This is a genomic window from Mycobacterium sp. RTGN4 (assembly GCF_033804635.1).
In the GTDB taxonomy this organism is placed as follows: domain Bacteria; phylum Actinomycetota; class Actinomycetes; order Mycobacteriales; family Mycobacteriaceae; genus Mycobacterium.
In genome coordinates this window covers 1-18,324 of record NZ_JAPZLB010000011.1, presented here as the reverse complement: position 1 = coordinate 18,324, position 18,324 = coordinate 1, and the positions used below count along the sequence as shown (strand labels likewise).

General features: G+C 64.8%; 14 protein-coding genes and 2 tRNA genes. 8 read left to right on the top strand and 8 right to left on the bottom strand.

Annotated elements, in window-relative coordinates; genetic code table 11:
- Positions 1–3 precede the first annotated feature (3 nt).
- The 3 genes from SLQ30_RS22530 to SLQ30_RS22520 all read right to left on the bottom strand — a co-directional run bounded on the left by SLQ30_RS22530 (position 4) and on the right by SLQ30_RS22520 (position 3,762).
- The gene (locus SLQ30_RS22530; RefSeq protein ID WP_319450823.1) at positions 4–864 is read right to left on the bottom strand and encodes an SDR family NAD(P)-dependent oxidoreductase; all 861 of its coding nucleotides are present in this window, start codon (positions 862–864) and stop codon (positions 4–6) included.
- Positions 865–951: 87 nt separating this feature from the next.
- A complete protein-coding gene (locus tag SLQ30_RS22525) occupies positions 952–1,371 on the bottom strand; it encodes a VOC family protein (protein ID WP_319450824.1) in 420 nt (139 codons plus the stop codon).
- Positions 1,372–1,587: 216 nt separating this feature from the next.
- Positions 1,588–3,762: a glutamine synthetase III gene (locus tag SLQ30_RS22520; RefSeq protein ID WP_319450825.1), complete on the bottom strand. Its 2,175-nt coding sequence runs from the start codon at positions 3,760–3,762 to the stop codon at positions 1,588–1,590.
- A 210-nt stretch (positions 3,763–3,972) separates the two neighbouring features.
- Between SLQ30_RS22520 and SLQ30_RS22515 the strand changes: the two genes are divergently transcribed.
- The 6 genes from SLQ30_RS22515 to SLQ30_RS22490 all read left to right on the top strand — a co-directional run bounded on the left by SLQ30_RS22515 (position 3,973) and on the right by SLQ30_RS22490 (position 12,024).
- Positions 3,973–4,497 (top strand): IS1096 element passenger TnpR family protein, encoded by a 525-nt coding sequence (locus tag SLQ30_RS22515; RefSeq protein WP_319450826.1) that lies wholly within the window; start codon positions 3,973–3,975, stop codon positions 4,495–4,497.
- Between the two features lie 106 nt (positions 4,498–4,603).
- Positions 4,604–6,184: a 13E12 repeat family protein gene (locus SLQ30_RS22510; protein WP_319450827.1), complete on the top strand. Its 1,581-nt coding sequence runs from the start codon at positions 4,604–4,606 to the stop codon at positions 6,182–6,184.
- 208 nt (positions 6,185–6,392) lie between these two features.
- Positions 6,393–8,714: an FdhF/YdeP family oxidoreductase gene (locus SLQ30_RS22505; RefSeq protein ID WP_319450828.1), complete on the top strand. Its 2,322-nt coding sequence runs from the start codon at positions 6,393–6,395 to the stop codon at positions 8,712–8,714.
- A complete protein-coding gene (gene fdhD, locus SLQ30_RS22500) occupies positions 8,714–9,538 on the top strand; it encodes a formate dehydrogenase accessory sulfurtransferase FdhD (protein ID WP_319450829.1) in 825 nt (274 codons plus the stop codon). The genes SLQ30_RS22505 and fdhD overlap by 1 nt, the downstream gene beginning before the upstream one ends.
- A 99-nt stretch (positions 9,539–9,637) precedes the next feature.
- Positions 9,638–10,705: a methyltransferase gene (locus SLQ30_RS22495; protein ID WP_319450830.1), complete on the top strand. Its 1,068-nt coding sequence runs from the start codon at positions 9,638–9,640 to the stop codon at positions 10,703–10,705.
- A 14-nt stretch (positions 10,706–10,719) separates the two neighbouring features.
- The gene (locus tag SLQ30_RS22490; RefSeq protein ID WP_319450831.1) at positions 10,720–12,024 is read left to right on the top strand and encodes a glycosyltransferase; all 1,305 of its coding nucleotides are present in this window, start codon (positions 10,720–10,722) and stop codon (positions 12,022–12,024) included.
- A gap of 60 nt (positions 12,025–12,084) precedes the next feature.
- Here SLQ30_RS22490 and clpX read toward each other — a convergent pair whose 3' ends face one another.
- From clpX to SLQ30_RS22465, 5 genes are all read right to left on the bottom strand, one after another.
- A complete protein-coding gene (gene clpX, locus SLQ30_RS22485; protein WP_319450832.1) occupies positions 12,085–13,365 on the bottom strand; it encodes an ATP-dependent Clp protease ATP-binding subunit ClpX in 1,281 nt (426 codons plus the stop codon).
- 289 nt (positions 13,366–13,654) lie between these two features.
- Positions 13,655–14,302: an ATP-dependent Clp protease proteolytic subunit gene (locus SLQ30_RS22480; protein ID WP_319450833.1), complete on the bottom strand. Its 648-nt coding sequence runs from the start codon at positions 14,300–14,302 to the stop codon at positions 13,655–13,657.
- Positions 14,299–14,901, bottom strand: coding sequence for an ATP-dependent Clp protease proteolytic subunit (locus SLQ30_RS22475; protein WP_319450838.1), 603 nt, complete (start codon positions 14,899–14,901; stop codon positions 14,299–14,301). The genes SLQ30_RS22480 and SLQ30_RS22475 overlap by 4 nt, the downstream gene beginning before the upstream one ends.
- Before the next feature lie 121 nt (positions 14,902–15,022).
- Entirely contained in the window at positions 15,023–16,411 is a 1,389-nt protein-coding gene (gene tig / locus SLQ30_RS22470) for a trigger factor (protein WP_319450834.1), read from the bottom strand.
- A 39-nt stretch (positions 16,412–16,450) separates the two neighbouring features.
- Positions 16,451–16,524: transfer RNA gene (locus tag SLQ30_RS22465), tRNA-Pro, on the bottom strand.
- A 96-nt stretch (positions 16,525–16,620) separates the two neighbouring features.
- Here SLQ30_RS22465 and SLQ30_RS22460 point away from each other — a divergent pair.
- Positions 16,621–16,694, top strand: a tRNA-Gly gene (locus SLQ30_RS22460).
- Between the two features lie 722 nt (positions 16,695–17,416).
- Complete coding sequence (locus SLQ30_RS22455) at positions 17,417–18,256, top strand: hypothetical protein (RefSeq protein ID WP_319450835.1); 840 nt, start codon at positions 17,417–17,419, stop codon at positions 18,254–18,256.
- Positions 18,257–18,324 lie beyond the last annotated feature (68 nt).

The window sequence follows — 18,324 nt, the reverse complement described above, 5'->3', positions numbered from 1 at the left end:
GAGTCACAACAGGTCGGTGATGGTCTTCAGCCCTGCGTCGTACAACACGCCGGGCAACATTCCACCGTCGATCTCGACGGTGGTGCCGTTGATGTAGTCGGCTTGTCCACTGCACAGGAAGACGCACGCCCGACCTACTTCGTCGGCCCCACCCGCCCGCTTGAGCGGAACCTTCGCGAAGTACTTGGTGCCGTCCTTGTCGTCGGAAGGCAGCACGAAGTCGTGAAAGTTGGCGGTCATCGTCGGCCCCAAGGCGAGGCAGTTGACGCGGATGTCCGGACCCCACTCCTGCGCCAGCGAACGCGTCAGGTGGTTGAGTCCGGACTTCGCGGCGCCGTAGGAGACCAACGTCGGTGATCCAGCGGGATGTCCTGCGCCACTGGAGATGTTGACGATCGCTCCCCCACCGCCGCGCTTCATCTCGGGGCAGACACGAATGGCGAACCACAGCGGGCTGATCAAGTTCATCTGGATCGCGAACGCGTGGAACAACACGCTGCGCTCGTAGTCATCGGCGCCGCGTGGACTGCCCTGAATCCGTTGCACCAGTTCGGGCACCGCCTCGACGCTCGGGCTGGGTACCGTCCCGCCCGCGTTGTTGATCAGGATGTCGATGCGGCCGTAGGTGTCAACGACCCTGCCCACGAACGCGTCGATGGCGTGGTAATCGCCTTGGTCACAGACCCATTGGGCCGAGCGCTCCCGACCGCCTTCCACTCGGGCCGCCGCGGGGAGTTCGTCGAGCGGGGAACGTGAGCAGCCGATGACAGTGGCGCCGGCGCGTAACAACTCCTCGGCTATCCCGTCGCCAACGCCGCGACTGGTCCCGGTGACGATCGCTACCTTGCCGTCCAGACTGCCCACCGTCAGCTCCTCACGTTCGCCGCCAAGCGCTCAACATGTAAGCACACAAACATAGATCATTCAATGATTCATTGGACGCCGGCCGCTTCACGGCAAGTTCGTGGACAACAACGTCAGCGGCATGCCGAAGATGGTTGCCAGCTGGACCTCGACGAGGTCGAGCCCGTCCCCGCTCCGGTCCTGTCGGAAGTCGACCGTTGCGCCGTACCGCTGCGCGAGTTCCGTCGCGGCGTCGGCGTCTTCCACGCGGATCACCACGGAGAACACCCCATCGCCATTGCGTGCCAGGAAGTCGGCCACTGGAACCTGATTGGCATTGCCAGCGTCGGTCGGCGTGACGAGCTCGACACCGCGGTCCCAGTCCAACGTGACCCGAAGGCCGACGTCATCGAGTACATGGGTCTGGAACCTGAATCCGAGTGCTTCAAGGAACGCCGTCGCCTGGTCGAGCCGCTCGGCCGCGACGGCGAACACGACGTGATGCATCATCGGAAGCTTGGAGGACACGAGGAAAACATTAACTCAACTATGCTTCGTTGAACCGACGAATGCTGCGAGCCCGAGATTGGCAATCGCCAACACGACAGCCGGCGCCCCGCATTCGCAGAGCGCCGGCTAATCGTCGAGTGTGGGGGTTGCGGCTACCAGTACCGAAGATTTCGGACGGAAACCCCCACACTCGACGAGGTCTACTGTCGCCGCACCGGGGCGGCTCCAGGCTGATCAGAGGATGTAGAGCATCTCCTGGTAGGTCGGAAGCGGCCAAAGATCGTCGGCCACAACGCCTTCCAGCGTGTCGGCCGCCCCACGCACCGCGTCCATCAAGGGCAACAGACCCTGCGCATGGGCAGCTTCCTCGGCGGCCGAGTCGCCACCATGCTCGCCCATCGCCGTCTTGAGCGCCGTAAGCGCCGCAGACAGTTCCGAGATGGGGGTGGACACGGCCGTCAACAGCGTGGTCTCCGGTTCCATCCCCGCGGCCTTGAGCGTCGCGACGTTCTGGGCGAGCTCCGTCTGGTACCGGATCGCCGCGGGCAGGATGACCGTCGACCCCACTTCCAGCGTCAGCTTGGCCTCGACGTTGACGGTCAGGGCGTACATCTCGTAACGGACCTCTTCGCGGCTGTGCAGCTCGCGCGCATTGAAGACGCCGTACTTCTCGAAGACCTCGATCGCCTCCGGCTTACCCAGCTCCGGAATGGAGTCCAGCGTCGTCTTGAGGTTCGGCAAGCCACGCGTGGCGGCCTCGATCTGCCAGTTCTCCGAGTATCCGTCACCGTTGAAGACCACCGCGCCGTGCTCGGTGATGATCTCGGTGAGCAGCTTCTGCACGGCCATGTCGAAGTCCTCGCCGTCGCCGACGGCCTTCTCCAGCCACGTGGCCATGTAGTCCAGCGAGTCGGCCATGATCGTGTTGAGGATGATCATCGGCACGTTGATGGTCTGCCCCGAGCCCGGCGCACGGAACTCGAAGCGGTTGCCGGTGAACGCGAACGGGCTGGTGCGGTTGCGGTCGCCAGGGTCGGTCGGCAGCACCGGCAGCGTGTCGACGCCGATGATCATGCTGCCCTTGCCCTTTGACGACGTCGCCGCACCCTTGGCGATCTGCTCGAACACGTCGGCCAGCTGATCGCCGAGGAAGATCGAGATGATCGCGGGCGGAGCCTCGTTGGCGCCGAGCCGGTGGTCGTTGGTGGCTGAGGCCACCGACACCCGCAGCAGGCCGGCGAACTTGTGCACCGCGCGGATCACCGCGGCGCAGAACACCAGGAACTGAGCGTTCTCGTGCGGGGTGTCGCCCGGCACCAACAGGCTGCCGAACTGCGCGTTGCCCAGCGAGAAGTTGACGTGCTTGCCCGAACCGTTGACACCGGCGAACGGCTTCTCGTGGAACAGGCACTCCATGCCGTGCTTCTTGGCGATGGTCTTGAACGTCGTCATCAGCAGCTGCTGGTGGTCGGCGGCGATGTTGGCCCGCTCGAACATCGGCGCGATCTCGAATTGTCCTGGCGCGACCTCGTTGTGGCGAGTCTTGGCCGGGATGCCGAGCTTGAACAGCTCACGCTCGGTATCCATCATGAAGCCGAGCACCCGATCGGGAATGGCGCCGAAGTAGTGGTCGTCGAATTCCTGACCCTTGGGCGGCTTGGAGCCGAACAGGGTGCGGCCCGCGTTGATCAGATCGGGACGGGCCAGGAAGAAGTGCCGGTCGATCAGGAAGTACTCCTGCTCGGGACCGCAGAACGACACGATGTGGTCAAAGTTCTCATGCCCGAACAACTTCAGGATGCGCTCGGCCTGGGCGCCCATCGCCTGCTGGCTGCGCAGCAGCGGCGTCTTGTAGTCCAGGGCCTCACCGGTCATCGAGACGAACACCGTCGGGATGCACAGCGTGTTGCCGTTGGGGTTCTCGAGGATGTACGCCGGGCTGGTGACGTCCCAGCCGGTGTAGCCGCGAGCCTCAAAGGTGCTGCGCAACCCGCCAGACGGGAAGCTGGACGCGTCGGGCTCGCCCTGGATCAGGGTCTTGCCCGCAAACTCAGCGAGCGTGGTCCCGTCGCCGACAGGATCGAGGAAGCTGTCGTGCTTCTCGGCCGTGAGCCCCGTCATGGGGTAGAAGACGTGGGCGTAGTGGGTCGCGCCCTTCGACAGCGCCCAGTCCTTCATCACTGAGGCGACGGAGTCGGCTACGGCCGGATCCAGCTTCGCGCCCTTCTCGATGGTCGCGACGACCGACTTGTAGACGGACTTGGGCAACCGCAGCCGCATCTCGGCATTGGTGAAGACGTTGGCACCGAAGATCTCGCCGGGCGCCTCGCCTGGGTCGAAGCTGACGGGGGGAGGCACGTAGCCCTCGACATTGTTGATCGCCTGCAGACGGACCGCATTTCCGCTCAATGGAGTTCCTATCGCCCTGTTCGCCCGCAACCGTTTCGCGGACGTGACCGGCCCACACTAAGAACGTCCTGTTCCGGGACTGTTACGCGCGCGTCAACGGCAGAATGCGGGTAACCGGGAGTGATGAATCGCATTCTGCTCTCGGTTCCGGTCACGGGCGACGCAGTGGCGGTCGTTCAACTCGCCGATCCGGCAAAGTAGATCGCTGACATGGCTGCCGACTGGTTGTCGATTCGGGTCGAATTGGTCACGGGACGCGGAACCGATTTCTGGCCGCGGCCGGGTCGCGACATCGCGGTGGCTTCTACACATATGTTCAGCCAACTCGCCGACGCTATCGACGCCGCGTTCGCGCGGTGGGATCGCGCCCACCTACATCAGTTCGAGATGGCGGACGGCCGCCTGATCGGCATTCCCGACGAGGACGACGAGGACGACGAGGACGACGAGGACGAAGTCACGGACGAGGCGACGGTCTCACTCGCCACTCTCGAACCCGGAGAGCAGTTTTCGTACGAGTTCGACTTCGGCGACAGCTGGAAGCACCTGTGCACGGTCGGACCCGATCTGATCGACCCGCAGGACGTGCTTGGAATCCGGCCGCGCACACCGCTGCCCTACCTCGGGTGGGGCGACCTGCCCGATCAGCACGGGCGTCGGTGGGCTGACGATGACGGCGTCAGCGCGCCACCGCCCGATCCCGGCGGCGCAGACCTGCCGCCGGGCTTTCGATAGGTATCAAAGGCCAAAACTCAGTCGTATACCTGCACCGCTGTTCACTCAAAACTCTTCTGTCACTTCAGTTTCAGTGGTCACATCGCGGCTATTTGTCGGTAGTCGAATGTATGTTCGAAGTATGTTGGACGCGGAGGCGGAGGTCGACGAGGGCATCGCGATGATGCGCGCCGGCTACGCCAAGATCGCCGCCGCCGGACCGGACGGCCTGTCGCTTTCCAAGAAGCTGACCCTCGGCGACGACCTGCAGACGCTGACCTGCCAACTACCCACCCAATTCCACCACCTGCTGGCCAGCCTGCAAGCCGAACACACCCCGAGGGAATTGGGCGCCAAGTCCTGGAACGAAGTGCTGCGCACCCGCTGGCGCATCTCGAGTGCCGAAGCCGGGCGCCGCCTGGCCGACGCCGCCGCACTGGGACCACGGCGCACCCTGATCGGGCAACCCCTGCCCCCGCTGCTACCGGCCACCGCGGCCGCTCAAGCCCAGGGGGTGATCAACGGTGAACACGTCGAAGTGATCCGCAAGGCCATCAGCCGCCTGCCCGACGCCACCGACCCCACCACCGCAGCCCAGTTCGAAACCGACCTGGCCCGCACCGCCCAAGGCGTCGGCCCCAAAGAACTCAAGGACGTCGCCGAGCTCACCCTGTTCCTGCTCGATCAGGACGGCCCCGAACCCGACGACACCGAACGCGCCCGCAAACGCGGACTCTCCAAAGGCAAACAGGGCCGCGACGGGATGATCCCAGTGAAGGGCGAGCTCACCCCCGAAGCGTGGGCCACCTGGGAAGTGATCTTCGCCAAGTACGCCGCACCCGGCATGTGCAACCCCGACGACGAGCAACCCTGCACCTGCGGCACCCCTTCCCAGGCTCAGATCGACGCCGATCACCGCAGCCTGGCCCAACGCCAACACGACGCGCTGGTCGCGGTCGGGCGCATCGCCCTGATGAGCGGGGAACTCGGTCAACTCAACGGACTGCCCGTCTCGATCATCATCCGCACCACCCTGCAAGACCTCGAATCCCGCGCCGGGGTGGGTGTCACCGGCGGCGGCACCGTCATGCCCATCCGCGAGGTCATCCGCCTCGCCGCCCACGCCAACCACTATCTGGCGGTGTTCGACCGGGCCACCGGATCGGCCATGAACCTCTACCGCGCCCGCCGGGTCGCGTCCCCGGCCCAACGGATCATGCTCATCGCCCGCGAGGGCGGGTGCACCAAACCCAGCTGCACCGTGGGCGCCTACGGCGCCCAGGTCCACCACGCCCGCCAAGACTGGATCGAGGGCGGCCACACCAACGTCGACGACATGACGCTGGCCTGCGGCGTCGACAACCGCATGGTCGGCCCCGACGGCTGGACCACCACCGTCAACGACCAGCACGAAGTCGAATGGATCCGCCCACCCCATTTGGACACCGGCCAAGCCCGCACCAACTTCTACCACCAACCCGAAAAACTGCTCCAACCACCCGACGACCCGCAACCCCCACCAACAGACCCAACACCCAAGCCCGACAACACCACCCGCAAAACCACACCACTAGAAGACCCCTGGGCACCCGACAACCACCCCGGACACCCCGCAACACCCGGCGGACCCGCACCACCACCACTAGACGACCCATGGGGCGACGACGACAACCCCGAACCCGCACCACCCGACAACCAAGCAGTCTGACGCGCCAACCGCACCAGGCAAGCAGCGCGGGCGACTGACCATTTCCGATCAGTCGAAGAGTGGCACCGTCGCGAGCCCGCAATGCTCTGCGATGCCGGCGGCGTCCTCCGAATCACGCAACGCAGCGAGTGGCTCGAGGTCGAAGCGCTGCAACAGCTGACGCCATGTATCCGCATGCTCAGCCAGTCCGTCGGCCTACCCTGGAGGCATGTCCACCCGCCGCCATCCCGAGAAGGACATCGACGCAGATATCGACGAGCACGACGTGGTCGTTTCCGGGGTGGAGCACGAGGCGGCCGGGGTCAAGGCGGTGATGGTGTCGCTGCATCGCGGGCTGGAGCAGATGGGGCCGGTGCGCACCGCGGCGACGTTGACTCGGCTGAACCAGCGCCACGGGTTCGACTGTCCCGGGTGCGCGTGGCCCGAGGAGCACGGCGGGCGCAAGGTGGCCGAGTTTTGCGAGAACGGCGCGAAGGCCGTCGCCGAGGAAGCGACCAAGCGGCGCGTCACACCGGAGTTCTTCGCACGGCATGCCATCAGTGACCTCGCCGACCGACCTGAGTACTGGCTGTCCCAACAGGGCCGCATCACCCAACCGATGGCGCTGGCGCCTGGCGACACCCACTACCGGCCCATCGAGTGGGACGACGCCTACCGGTTGATCGCTGAGCACCTCAACGGCCTCGACAGCCCCGACGAGGCGTGCTTCTACACCTCGGGCCGTACCAGCAACGAGGCCGCGTTCCTCTATCAACTACTGGTACGCAGCTTCGGCACCAACAACCTGCCCGACTGTTCGAACATGTGCCACGAATCGTCGGGCACCGCGCTCAGCGAATCCATCGGCATCGGCAAGGGTTCGGTGACCGTCGACGACGTCGCCCACGCCGACTGCATCCTGATCGCAGGACAGAACCCCGGAACCAACCACCCGCGGATGCTCTCGATCCTGGAAAAGGCAAAGGCGAACGGCGCCAAGATCATTGCCGTCAACCCGCTGCCAGAGGCCGGTCTGATGCGGTTCAAGGACCCGCAGAAGGTCAATGGCGTCGTCGGCCATGGCATCCCGATCGCAGACGAATTTGTGCAGATCCGGCTCGGCGGCGACATGGCGCTGTTCGCGGGGCTTGGCCGACTGCTGGTGGAAGCTGAGGACGCCGCCCCGGGCACCGTGGTCGACCGTGACTTCATCGCAGGCCACTGCGCTGGCTTCGACGAGTACGAGAAGCGCACCCGCGCAATCGATCTCGACACGGTCATCGAGGCCACCGGCATCGATCGGGAGCAGTTGTATCGGGTCGCGGGGATGTTGCGCACCTCCCAGCGGACGGTGTTCTGCTGGGCGATGGGCTTGACCCAACACCGGCACGCGGTCGCCACCATCGGTGAGGCCACCAACCTGCTGCTGATGCGGGGCATGATCGGCAAGCCCGGCGCGGGTGTTTGCCCCGTGCGCGGACATTCGAACGTTCAGGGCGACCGGACGATGGGCATCTGGGAGCAGATGCCCGAGCAGTTCTTGGCCGCGTTGGACACTCGGTTCGGCATCACCAGCCCCCGCAAGCACGGGCACGATACCGTCGACGCGATCCGGGCGATGCGCGACGGTCGCGCCAAAGTATTCATCGGCATGGGTGGCAACTTCGCGTCCGCAACCCCCGACACCGAGGTCACCGAGGCCGCGCTACGCAGTTGTGCACTGACGGTGCAGATCTCGACCAAGCTCAACCGCAGCCACGTCGTCCACGGCCGCACCGCGCTGATCCTCCCGACGCTCGGTCGCACAGATCGCGACATCCAGGCCGGCGCCAAGCAGCTGGTCTCCGTCGAGGACTCGATGTCAATGGTGCACCTCTCCCGTGGCAGCCTTCATCCGCCCAGCGAGTACCTGCGCAGCGAGGTGGCCATCGTCTGCGAATTGGCCAGAACGCTGCTGGGCCATACTCATCCAGTGCCGTGGGAAGCGCTGCGCGCGGACTACGACCTCATCAGGGACGCCATCGCCGACGTGGTACCGGGGTGCACCGACTACAACACCCGGGTGCGCCAACCCGACGGATTCCAACTCCCCCACCCGCCGCGAGACGCCCGCGAATTCCCCACCGCCACGGGCAAAGCCAACTTCGCCATCAATCCGCTGGAATGGCTGCCGGTGCCACCGGGGCGACTGATCCTGCAGACGCTGCGTAGCCACGACCAGTACAACACCACCATCTACGGCCTCGACGACCGTTATCGCGGGGTGAAGGGCGGCCGCCGCGTGATCTTCGTCAACCCGGCGGACATCGCGTCGTTCGGGCTATCCGAGGGCGCCCGCGTCGACCTGATCTCCGAATTCACCGACGCCACTGGCCATGTCGAAGAACGTCGTGCCAAGGACTTCCTGATCGTGCCGTACTCGACGCCGATCGGAAATGCGGCGTCCTACTACCCGGAGACCAACCCGCTGGTGCCACTGGATCACACTGCGAAGAAGTCGAATACGCCGGTGTCGAAGGCGGTCGTCATCAGGCTGGAAGCGGCCAACTGATGGGCAGGGTGACCGCACGCCGGAAGGCCAACCATCTCACGGCCGACACGATGACGACTCGGCCCGAGACGCTCGCCGTCGAGGAGCCGCTGGAGATTCGCATCAACGGAAGCGCCATCAGCGTCACGATGCGCACCCCGGGCTCCGACGTCGAACTGGCGCAAGGCTTTCTGCTCACTGAGGGCGTCATCGGCCATCGCAACGACATCGCCACCGTGCAGTACTGCCGCGGTGCGGGTGAAGACGGCATGAATACCTACAACGTGCTCGACGTGACCCTCGCTCCGAGTGTTCCGACGCCAAGCCTCGACGTCACCCGAAACTTCTACACCACTTCATCGTGCGGGGTTTGCGGCAAGAGCTCCATCGACGCCATACGGCTCATCTCCCGCCACGCTCCTGGTGACGACCCGACCGTGGTGCCCTCGGAAACGTTGTCGGCCATGCCCGATCAGTTGCGCGGCGCGCAGAAGGTGTTCGCCAGCACCGGTGGTCTCCACGGTGCGGCCCTGTTCGACGCGGATGGCACCATGCTCGTCGTCCGCGAGGACATCGGCAGGCACAACGCCGTCGACAAGGTCATCGGCTGGGCGGTGGAGCACGACCGCATTCCGTTGTCGGGGACCGTCCTGCTGGTCAGCGGACGCGCCTCCTTCGAGCTCACCCAGAAGGCCGTCATGGCGGGCATCCCCGTCCTGGCGGCGGTTTCGGCGCCGTCGTCACTGGCCGTCGACCTGGCCAGCCAAGCCGGGCTCACGCTGGTCGCGTTCCTTCGTGGCGAATCCATGAACGTCTATACGCGTCCGGACCGCGTCAAGCACTGACGCGGCATGACGCGATCGGACCGTACGATCCACACAGTCTCCACGTGATCTCCACGCGATCTCCACGCTGCGCTCCGATGAATCAACAATGATGAGCACATGACGGAAGACGATGTAAACGAGAATCATTCGGCCGAAGCGGCGTGGCGGTGGGCGGCGTCGGAGGACCCGCACCAGCGAATGGCGGACATGATCTACGGATACATGGTCAGCCAGACGGTTCGCGCCTTCGCCGAGTTCTCGGTCGCTGATCACCTCGCCGAAGGCGCGCTGACGTCCGCGCAGATCGCCGCGCGAGAGGGATCAGCCCCCGAGACCACCGGTCGACTGCTGCGAGCCGGAATCGTCTACGGCCTCGTCGAGGTGGACGACGAAGGTCGATTCCATCGCACCGAACTACTGGACACCCTGCGCTCCGATGCATCTCGATCGCTGCGCGGAATGGCCCTCGGCGCGACGAATACATCGCATTGGGCGCCGTGGGCGGCCTTGCCTTACGGGGCGCGGGTTGGGACCAGCCAGGTGCGGCAGACGCTCGGGATGCCCGCCTTCGACTATCTGGTGCACAACCCTGAGCAAGCGCGAGAGTTCACGGCGTACATGGAGAGCGTGACGTCACTGTGGGCATTCGACGTGGTGCAGGCCATCGACACTCGTGGTGTCGGTCTCGCGGTCGACATCGGAGGGGCCAACGGAGCCTTGCTGCGTGAGCTGCTCAGTGCAAACCCGGAGTTGCACGGTGTCGTCTTCGACCGGCCGGACGTGGCCGACGCCGTGGGTCCCGTGTTGGCCGAGTCTGAATTCGCCAGCCGTGCCAGCGCATTCGGTGGCGACTTCTTTGAAGCGGTCCCCAGTGGCGACCTCTACTTGCTCAAGTTCATCCTCCACGATTGGGATGACGATGACTGCGTTCGGATCCTGACCAGTTGCCGGGAAGCGATGCGTCCGGGCGCGCGCGTGGCCATCATCGAGATGGTCGTCGGGGAAGGGAACAATCCCGGCGTCGCAGCGGTGATGGACCTCAATATGCTGGCCGTCACCGACGGCAGGGAGCGAACACTCGCGCAGTACGACCGACTGCTTGCCGAGGCCGGCTTCCGGCGCTGTTCGTTCTGGAGCAACGGATCGCCTCAAGGGGTCATCGAGGCCGTGGCGACCACCCACTGATGGCGAGGTGGGCCATGCCTGAAATCCTCATTGCCGCACTGTCGCCCACCGGTCACATCGGTCCGTTGCTCACCGTCGCACAGGACCTCGTCGCACGCGGTCACCGGGTCACGGTGATGACCGGGTCCGACCACACCGACGCCATCCTGGCCGCGGGCGCCGATCCCCACCCGCTTCCGAAGGAGGCGGACTTCGACCAGTCGCCGTTCGACGCGGAGAGTCGTGGCAACACCTCGAAGGTCAGGGCGCTCAATCTGGCGATCATCCGGCTGTTCCTCGCGCCCATGCCTCACCAGTACGCCGAACTGACTGCGGCGCTTGCCGCTACGCGATTCGACGCGATCATTGCCGACTACGGCTTCTTCGGGGTCATCCCGCTGCTGCTGAGCGATCCCGCGGCGCGGCCCCCGATCCTGCAATACACCCCGACGCCGCTGATGCTGTCCAGCCGCGACACCGCACCCAACGGAATGGGGCTGCCGCCAGGCACCGGATGGCTGGCCCGGCTGCGCAACCGCGCGCTGACGTGGTTGTCGCAGCACGTCATCCTGCGCGAATCGCAGCGCGCCACCAACACGATGCTGGAAGCGCTTGGGATGCGCCGCCTTCCGGTCTTTCTGCTCGACGTCGGCGTACTCGCCGACCGGTTCTTCGTGCCGACCGTGCCGAGCTTCGAGTACCCGCGCCGCGATCTAGCGCCGAACGTCCGGTTCGTCGGCGCCGTCCACCCGCAGGCGTCGCGAGAGTACGAACCACCGGACTGGTGGTCGGAGTTGGACGGAGGCCGACCCGTCGTCCACGTCACCCAGGGCACCGTCGACAACGAGGACATGTCCCGGCTGATCGAGCCCACCATCGAGGCGCTCGCAGCCGAGGACGTCACGCTGGTCGTCACCACCGGCGGCCGCGACGTGCGCGAGCTCAGGTCTCCCCTGCCCGCGAATACCCATGTTGCCGAGTTCATTCCGCACGACGTGTTGCTACCCAAGGTCGACGTGATGGTCACCAACGGCGGATACGGGGCCGTCCAGCGGGCGCTGTCAACGGGCGTTCCGATGGTGGTCGCCGGGAGCACCGAGGACAAGCCTGAAGTCGCCGCGCGCGTCGGGTGGTCGGGTGCGGGCATCGACCTCAAGACGGGAACGCCGAGCGCGACGATGATCCGCGACGCCGTACGCAAGCTCCTGGACGACGGACGCTACCTGAGCCGCGCTCGCGAGCTCGAGACCGCGTTCGCACAGCGGGACGGCGTCGCCGAGATCGTCGCACTGGTCGACGAAGTTGTCGAGGAACGCAAGTGCAACTCCGCCTCAGAGTGAACCGAATGCACTGAGGGCCGCGAATCACGTGGATTCACGGCCCTCAGCGCTATCGGAAAGCTAGGCGCTCTTCTCCCGGCGCTCGCTGCGAGTCGGCTTGCGCGGCACGATGGTCGGCAGCACGTTGTCCTCGACGGTCTCCTTGGTCACCACGACCTTGGCGACGTCGTCGCGGCTGGGGATGTCGTACATCACCGGCAGCAGGACTTCTTCCATGATGGCGCGCAGTCCGCGGGCTCCGGTGCCACGGTGGATGGCCTGATCGGCGATGGAGTCGAGCGCGTCCTCGTTGAATTCGAGCTCGACGCCGTCCATTTCGAACAGCCGGGTGTACTGCTTGACCAACGCGTTCTTGGGCTCGGACAGGATCTTGACCAACGACTCCTTGTCGAGGTTGGTCACCGATGCCACGACCGGGAGCCGGCCGATGAACTCGGGGATCAAGCCGAACTTGATCAGATCCTCGGGCATGACTTCGGCGAAGTGATCCTGAGTGTCGATCTCGGCCTTGCTGCGCACCTCGGCACCGAAGCCAAGACCACGCTTGCCAACACGATCCGACACGATCCGCTCGAGCCCGGCGAACGCACCCGCCACGATGAACAGCACGTTGGTGGTGTCGATTTGGATGAATTCCTGATGCGGATGCTTGCGACCGCCCTGGGGGGGCACCGACGCCTGCGTGCCTTCGAGGATCTTCAGCAGCGCCTGCTGAACGCCCTCGCCGGACACGTCACGCGTGATCGACGGGTTCTCGCTCTTGCGGGCGATCTTGTCGACCTCGTCGATGTAGATGATGCCGGTCTCGGCGCGCTTCACGTCGTAGTCGGCCGCCTGAATCAGCTTGAGCAGAATGTTCTCAACGTCCTCACCGACATAGCCGGCTTCGGTAAGCGCCGTCGCATCCGCTATCGCAAACGGGACATTGAGCATCTTGGCCAACGTCTGCGCCAGGTACGTCTTGCCGCAGCCCGTCGGGCCGAGCATCAGAATGTTGGACTTGGACAGTTCGACGGGCTCAGCGCGCGAATCGCGCATCTTTTCCTGAGCCTGAATGCGCTTGTAATGGTTGTAGACGGCCACGGCCAACGTCTTCTTGGCGGTGTCCTGACCAATGACGTATCCCTCGAGGAAATCGCGAATCTCGGCCGGTTTCGGAAGCTCGTCGAGTTTCACGTCATCGGCGTCAGCGAGTTCCTCTTCGATGATCTCGTTGCAGAGGTCGATGCACTCGTCGCAGATGTACACGCCGGGACCCGCGATGAGCTTCTTGACCTGCTTTTGGCTCTTGCCGCAGAAAGAACACTTCAGCAGATCACCGCCGTCTCCAATGCGTGCCATGTCCCTGCGGTCCTACTTCCTTGGTTTCCGTCGGTATGGGTCTGCCGTGCGGGTCGCACCGGGTGTGTTCCCGACGCTACCCGTATGGTCCGGCGCCATGCGACCGATAAAGCCGAATCGCGTCGGTGAGATTTCCTGCGTGGTGCAGAACATATCCCCTGTTTTCCTCCACGACCCGTCGGAACGCGTATCGGCTTTGTCGTGTCGCCGCTTCGTGTTACCGCCGTTACCGGTCCGGGAGCCGTCCGTCACCAAGGTAGCGCGCAAACCTGCCAGCTGACGGCGGGAGTTACGCGCTCTGCGCCGAAAGCTTGCGGTACTCGAGCACGGTGTCGATGATCCCGTACTCCTTGGCCTGAGCGGCGGTCAGGATCTTGTCGCGGTCGGTGTCCTTGCGAACCTGCTCGGCTGACTTGCCCGTGTGAGTCGCCAGCGTCGTCTCCATGAGCGTGCGCATCCGCTCGATCTCGGCAGCCTGGATCTCGAGGTCCGAGAACTGCCCCTGGATGACACCACCCAGTGACGGCTGGTGGATCAGGATCCGCGCGTTCGGCAGCGCCAACCGCTTGCCCGGGCTGCCCGCCGCCAACAGCACCGCCGCGGCGGAGGCCGCCTGGCCCAGGCACACCGTCTGGATGTCGGCACGCACGTACTGCATGGTGTCGTAGATCGCCATCAGCGAGGTGAACGAGCCACCGGGCGAGTTGATGTACATGGTGATGTCGCGGTCGGGATCCAGCGACTCCAGCACCAGCAGCTGCGCCATGACGTCGTTCGCCGAGGCGTCGTCGACCTGCACGCCGAGGAAGATGATGCGCTCCTCGAACAGCTTGTTGTACGGGTTCGACTCCTTCATACCGAAGCTGCTGTGCTCGATGAACGACGGGAGGATGTAGCGCGCCTGCGGAGCGAGGCGGGGATCGGTGTGATCGGTCATTTGTCTAGTCCTGCCGTCGGTCCTTGGCCGTTGAGATTGGCACTGGTGATGATGTGGTCGACGAAGCCGTACTCCAGGGCCTCCGGCGCCGTGAACCAGCGGTCGCGATCCGAGTCGGCTTCGATGCGCTCGAGGGTCTGACCGGTGAACTCGGCGTTGAGCCGGAACATCTCCTTCTTGATGACCGCAAACTGCTCGGCCTGGATGGCGATGTCGGCGGCGCTGCCTGTGACCCCGCCCAGCGGCTGGTGCATCAGGATGCGCGCGTGAGGCAGGGCGTAGCGCTTGCCCTTGGTGCCCGCCGCGAGCAGGAACTCGCCCATCGAGGCGGCCATGCCCATCGCGTAGGTGGCCACGTCGCACGGCGCGAGCACCATCGTGTCGTAGATGGCCATGCCGGCGCTGATCGAACCGCCCGGCGAGTTGATGTAGAGGTGGATGTCCTTGGTGGGGTCCTCCGCCGAGAGCAGCAGGATCTGCGCGCACAGCCGATTGGCGATGTCGTCGTCGACCTGTGAGCCCAGGAAGATGATTCGCTCGGAGAGCAACCGCTCATAAACCGAGTCGACGAGGTTGAGCCCCGACGTGCTCGCACGCATTTCAGTCACGACTGGTTCCCTGCTTCCTCGAGTATTCGTACTCGACATTCATGTTCACCGACACTAACCAAACCGCACGGCGTCCGAGTCCCCGGAGCGCGCGCTTTCGCTCACAGCGTCACTACGCGTCGTCGTCCTCGGCGTCGTCGGCAGCGCTCGCAACGTCGTCCGACCCCTCGGCCTGCGTGGCCGGCGGACCGAAGAATTCCGTTGTGTCGATCTCGTTGCCGTCGGTGTCGGTGACGGTCGCGCCATGCACGACGGCGGCGACGGTCAGGCCGCGCCGCACGTCGGCGAACATCGTCGGCAGCTGGTTCTGCTGCTGCAGGTAGGCCAGCAGCTGCTGCGGCTCAAGGCCGTACTGCCGCGACATCAGCACCAGCCGCTCGGTGAGGTCGTTCTGACCGACCTGGACGTCCAGGTCGTCGGCGATCTTGTCCATCAGCAGCTGGGTCTTGATGGCCTTCTCGGCCTCCGAGCGCGTGTTGGCGTCGAATTCTTCGCGGCTGCTGCCCTGTTCCTTGAGCTGCTCCTCGAACTTCGCCTCGTCGTGGTCGAGCCCGTGGATGGCGTTGTGCACGGCTTCGTCGACCTGCGCCTGCACGATGTTCTCCGGCAGCGGGACGTCGACCCGCTCGAGCAGCACGTCCAGCGACTTGTCGCGGATCTGCTCGGCCTGCTGGACGCGCTTGACTCGCTTGACCTGCTCGACGAGGCTCTCCTTGAGCTCGTCGATGGTGTCGAATTCGCTTGCCAGTTGCGCGAATTCGTCGTCGGGCTCGGGAAGTTCGCGTTCCTTGACGGACTTGACGGTGACGGTCACGTCGGCGTCTTCGTCGGCGTGGTCACCGGCGACGAGCTTGGTCGTGAAGGTCTTGCTCTCGTCGGCCTTGAGCCCGATGATCGCGTCGTCGAGGCCCTCGATGAGCTGGCCGGAGCCGACCTCGTGCGAGAGGCCCTCGGTCTTGGCCTCGGGGACGTCCTCGCCGTTGACGGTCGCCGACAGGTCGATGGACACGAAGTCGCCGTCCGCGACGGGGCGCTCGACGCCGGTCAGCGTGCCGAACCGGGCGCGCAGGTTCTGAAGCTCCGCGTCGACCTCTTCGTCGTTGACCTCGATGGGGTCGACCGTGATCTTCAGCGCCTTGAGGTCCGGCAGCGTGATCTCGGGGCGGACGTCGACCTCGGCGGTGAACGTCAGGTCCTGGCCGTACTCCTTGTTGGTGATGTCGATCTCGGGCTGCCCAATGGGCTGCACCTCGGAGGCCGTGACGGCCTCGCTGTAGCGGGCGGGGACCGCTTCGCCGACGACCTGATCGAGCATGGCCTGCTTGTCGATGCGCGCCTCGAGCAGCTTGACGGGCACCTTGCCGGGCCGGAAGCCGGGCAGCCGCACAGTCTTGGCCATCTCCTTGAAGGCGACGTCGAAGTCGGGCTCCAGTTCCGTGAAGGGCACCTCCACATTGATGCGAACCCTTGTCGGGCTCAACTTCTCCACGGTGCTCTTCACGGCATGTACTCCTTGCATGTCTCTACTAGTGACGTCCGGTCGGGGTGACAGGATTTGAACCTGCGGCCTTCCGCTCCCAAAGCGGATGCGCTACCAAGCTGCGCTACACCCCGTGTCTCGCTGCGGTCGAGATGATACGGGCTGAACACGCGACACAATCAATTGGATTTGATTACGTCGGCGCCGGTACAGTCTGCGGTGCAGTGCACGCGGGCGTAGCTCAATGGTAGAGCCCTAGTCTTCCAAACTAGCTACGCGGGTTCGATTCCCGTCGCCCGCTCCAAGATGCCTGGCTTGGCCTGGGCGATCCCGGGCTAAGCCGGGACTTCGATCTAGTCGGCGGTACCGCCGCTTTCGTCACTCGAGCGGTGCTTTCGAGATCCGTCAGGTCACCCGCTTCCGACGCTCGCGGGCACCCGACACCGTCCTGAGCACCTCGCACTCCCAGACTCGCTCATGTGGCTCGACGGCGCGCACCCACCCCGGAGCTTGAGCTAACTCATGACGCGGAGCGTCACATGGGTGCGGCTGCCCACCGTACGGAGTCGGACGGCCAGCCGAGCGCGGCCGGACGAAGCGCCGTGTCGCCCACTGCGTGTCGGACCGCGTCGAGAGCAACATTAACTTTCGCCTACGCCAATATTTTGCGGAGTTTGCCTCGGCGGTTGGCAGTTATCGTTCAGTTCGTGTCACAGTGTTTGCTGTTGTCAGATCTGAACCCCGCGGCTTGGGAATTATCCTCAAGATATATGCGCACTGATGTCGCTCAACCCGATAGGTTCCCCACTCGGCGCCGTTGTCGGGCCAAGGTAGCCACTGTAGCTAGACCACAGTGAGACGACGCCCTAGCCAATGACGGAGTCGTAAATATTGGGTCGCCTACGGTAGCAAAGCGATTGCAAACGCAACGAACTGCCCGCTAACACGCCCCAGAAGTCGCGCCCTTGTCGGGGATTGCCTATATATTTCCCGTGACCTAACTGAGATTTTCCTGAGGGGGACTACGTGGCAAAGCATCGGCAGAAGAAGACGAAGAAAGCGGCGATCGCGGGGGCGGCCGTTGCGACGGCGGTTTCGGTGGCCGTGGCGCCCGGGGTGGCGCAGGCACTGTCATCGCAGACCTACTTCGTCGGCTTCCCAAGCTGGCTGCCGATCGGCGCTGGCTCGACGCTGCCGTCGGATCCGGTGGCGATCAACAACGCAATCGTGGGGGCTAAAGACACCGATCCGCTCATCGGTTGGGGCATCGTCCCCGGGGGCGTGGATCTGAAGCCGGCGTGGGTGACGTGGATCGACGGCCTTCCGTCCTACACCGTTGGAACCTACGGCCAAACGGGGTCTCACGTCGTGACTGAGACCGGGGTCGCCAACCCGACGTATGCGACGACCTACGCATCCGCGTACGCCACTGCCTACGCCAAGGCCTATGGAGCCGCCATCGTCGGCTGTGGATTCAAGGCTAGTTGCGCAGATGCTATTGCCGGCCCTAAGGCCACGGCCGCCGCGCTCGCGGCCGTGGTGGGCATCCCTCAGTACGTGGATGTCAACCAGACGGTCCCCGACTACGGCTGGATCACCGACGGCTTTTGGACCGCCAAAGGCGATGGCGAGTGGACGTCACCTACTGACCTGAGCGGGCTTCCTGCGACTGCGCAGGCCGCTTACCTCCTTGCCGCCGCGCAGAACGGTGACATAAGCGCCCTGGCGCCGTTGCTGAATTGGACCGCATACCTCACTAACGTCAATCTCATCGCATACGGCGATGGAGCGATTTCGGCCGGCGCGGCGTATCAGGCGTTCATCTGTCGACCGTCGCGTAATTCCCCCGGGGTGTCCGTCACGTAATTCCGCCACCCGGTGGGCCTCGGTGTAGGTCTACCGGGTGGGTTTGGTGTTGTCTACTGGCGCGCTAG

Bases quoted from the DNA above. Each gene is read 5' to 3' on its own strand.
- SLQ30_RS22515 (WP_319450826.1), top strand. From the start codon at position 3,973: ATGGCTGCCGACTGGTTGTCGATTCGGGTCGAATTGGTCACGGGACGC.
- SLQ30_RS22510 (WP_319450827.1), top strand. From the start codon at position 4,604: ATGTATGTTCGAAGTATGTTGGACGCGGAGGCGGAGGTCGACGAGGGC.
- SLQ30_RS22505 (WP_319450828.1), top strand. From the start codon at position 6,393: ATGTCCACCCGCCGCCATCCCGAGAAGGACATCGACGCAGATATCGAC.
- fdhD (WP_319450829.1), top strand. From the start codon at position 8,714: ATGGGCAGGGTGACCGCACGCCGGAAGGCCAACCATCTCACGGCCGAC.
- SLQ30_RS22495 (WP_319450830.1), top strand. From the start codon at position 9,638: ATGACGGAAGACGATGTAAACGAGAATCATTCGGCCGAAGCGGCGTGG.
- SLQ30_RS22490 (WP_319450831.1), top strand. From the start codon at position 10,720: ATGCCTGAAATCCTCATTGCCGCACTGTCGCCCACCGGTCACATCGGT.
- clpX (WP_319450832.1), bottom strand. From the start codon at position 13,365: ATGGCACGCATTGGAGACGGCGGTGATCTGCTGAAGTGTTCTTTCTGC.
- SLQ30_RS22480 (WP_319450833.1), bottom strand. From the start codon at position 14,302: ATGACCGATCACACCGATCCCCGCCTCGCTCCGCAGGCGCGCTACATC.
- SLQ30_RS22475 (WP_319450838.1), bottom strand. From the start codon at position 14,901: ATGCGTGCGAGCACGTCGGGGCTCAACCTCGTCGACTCGGTTTATGAG.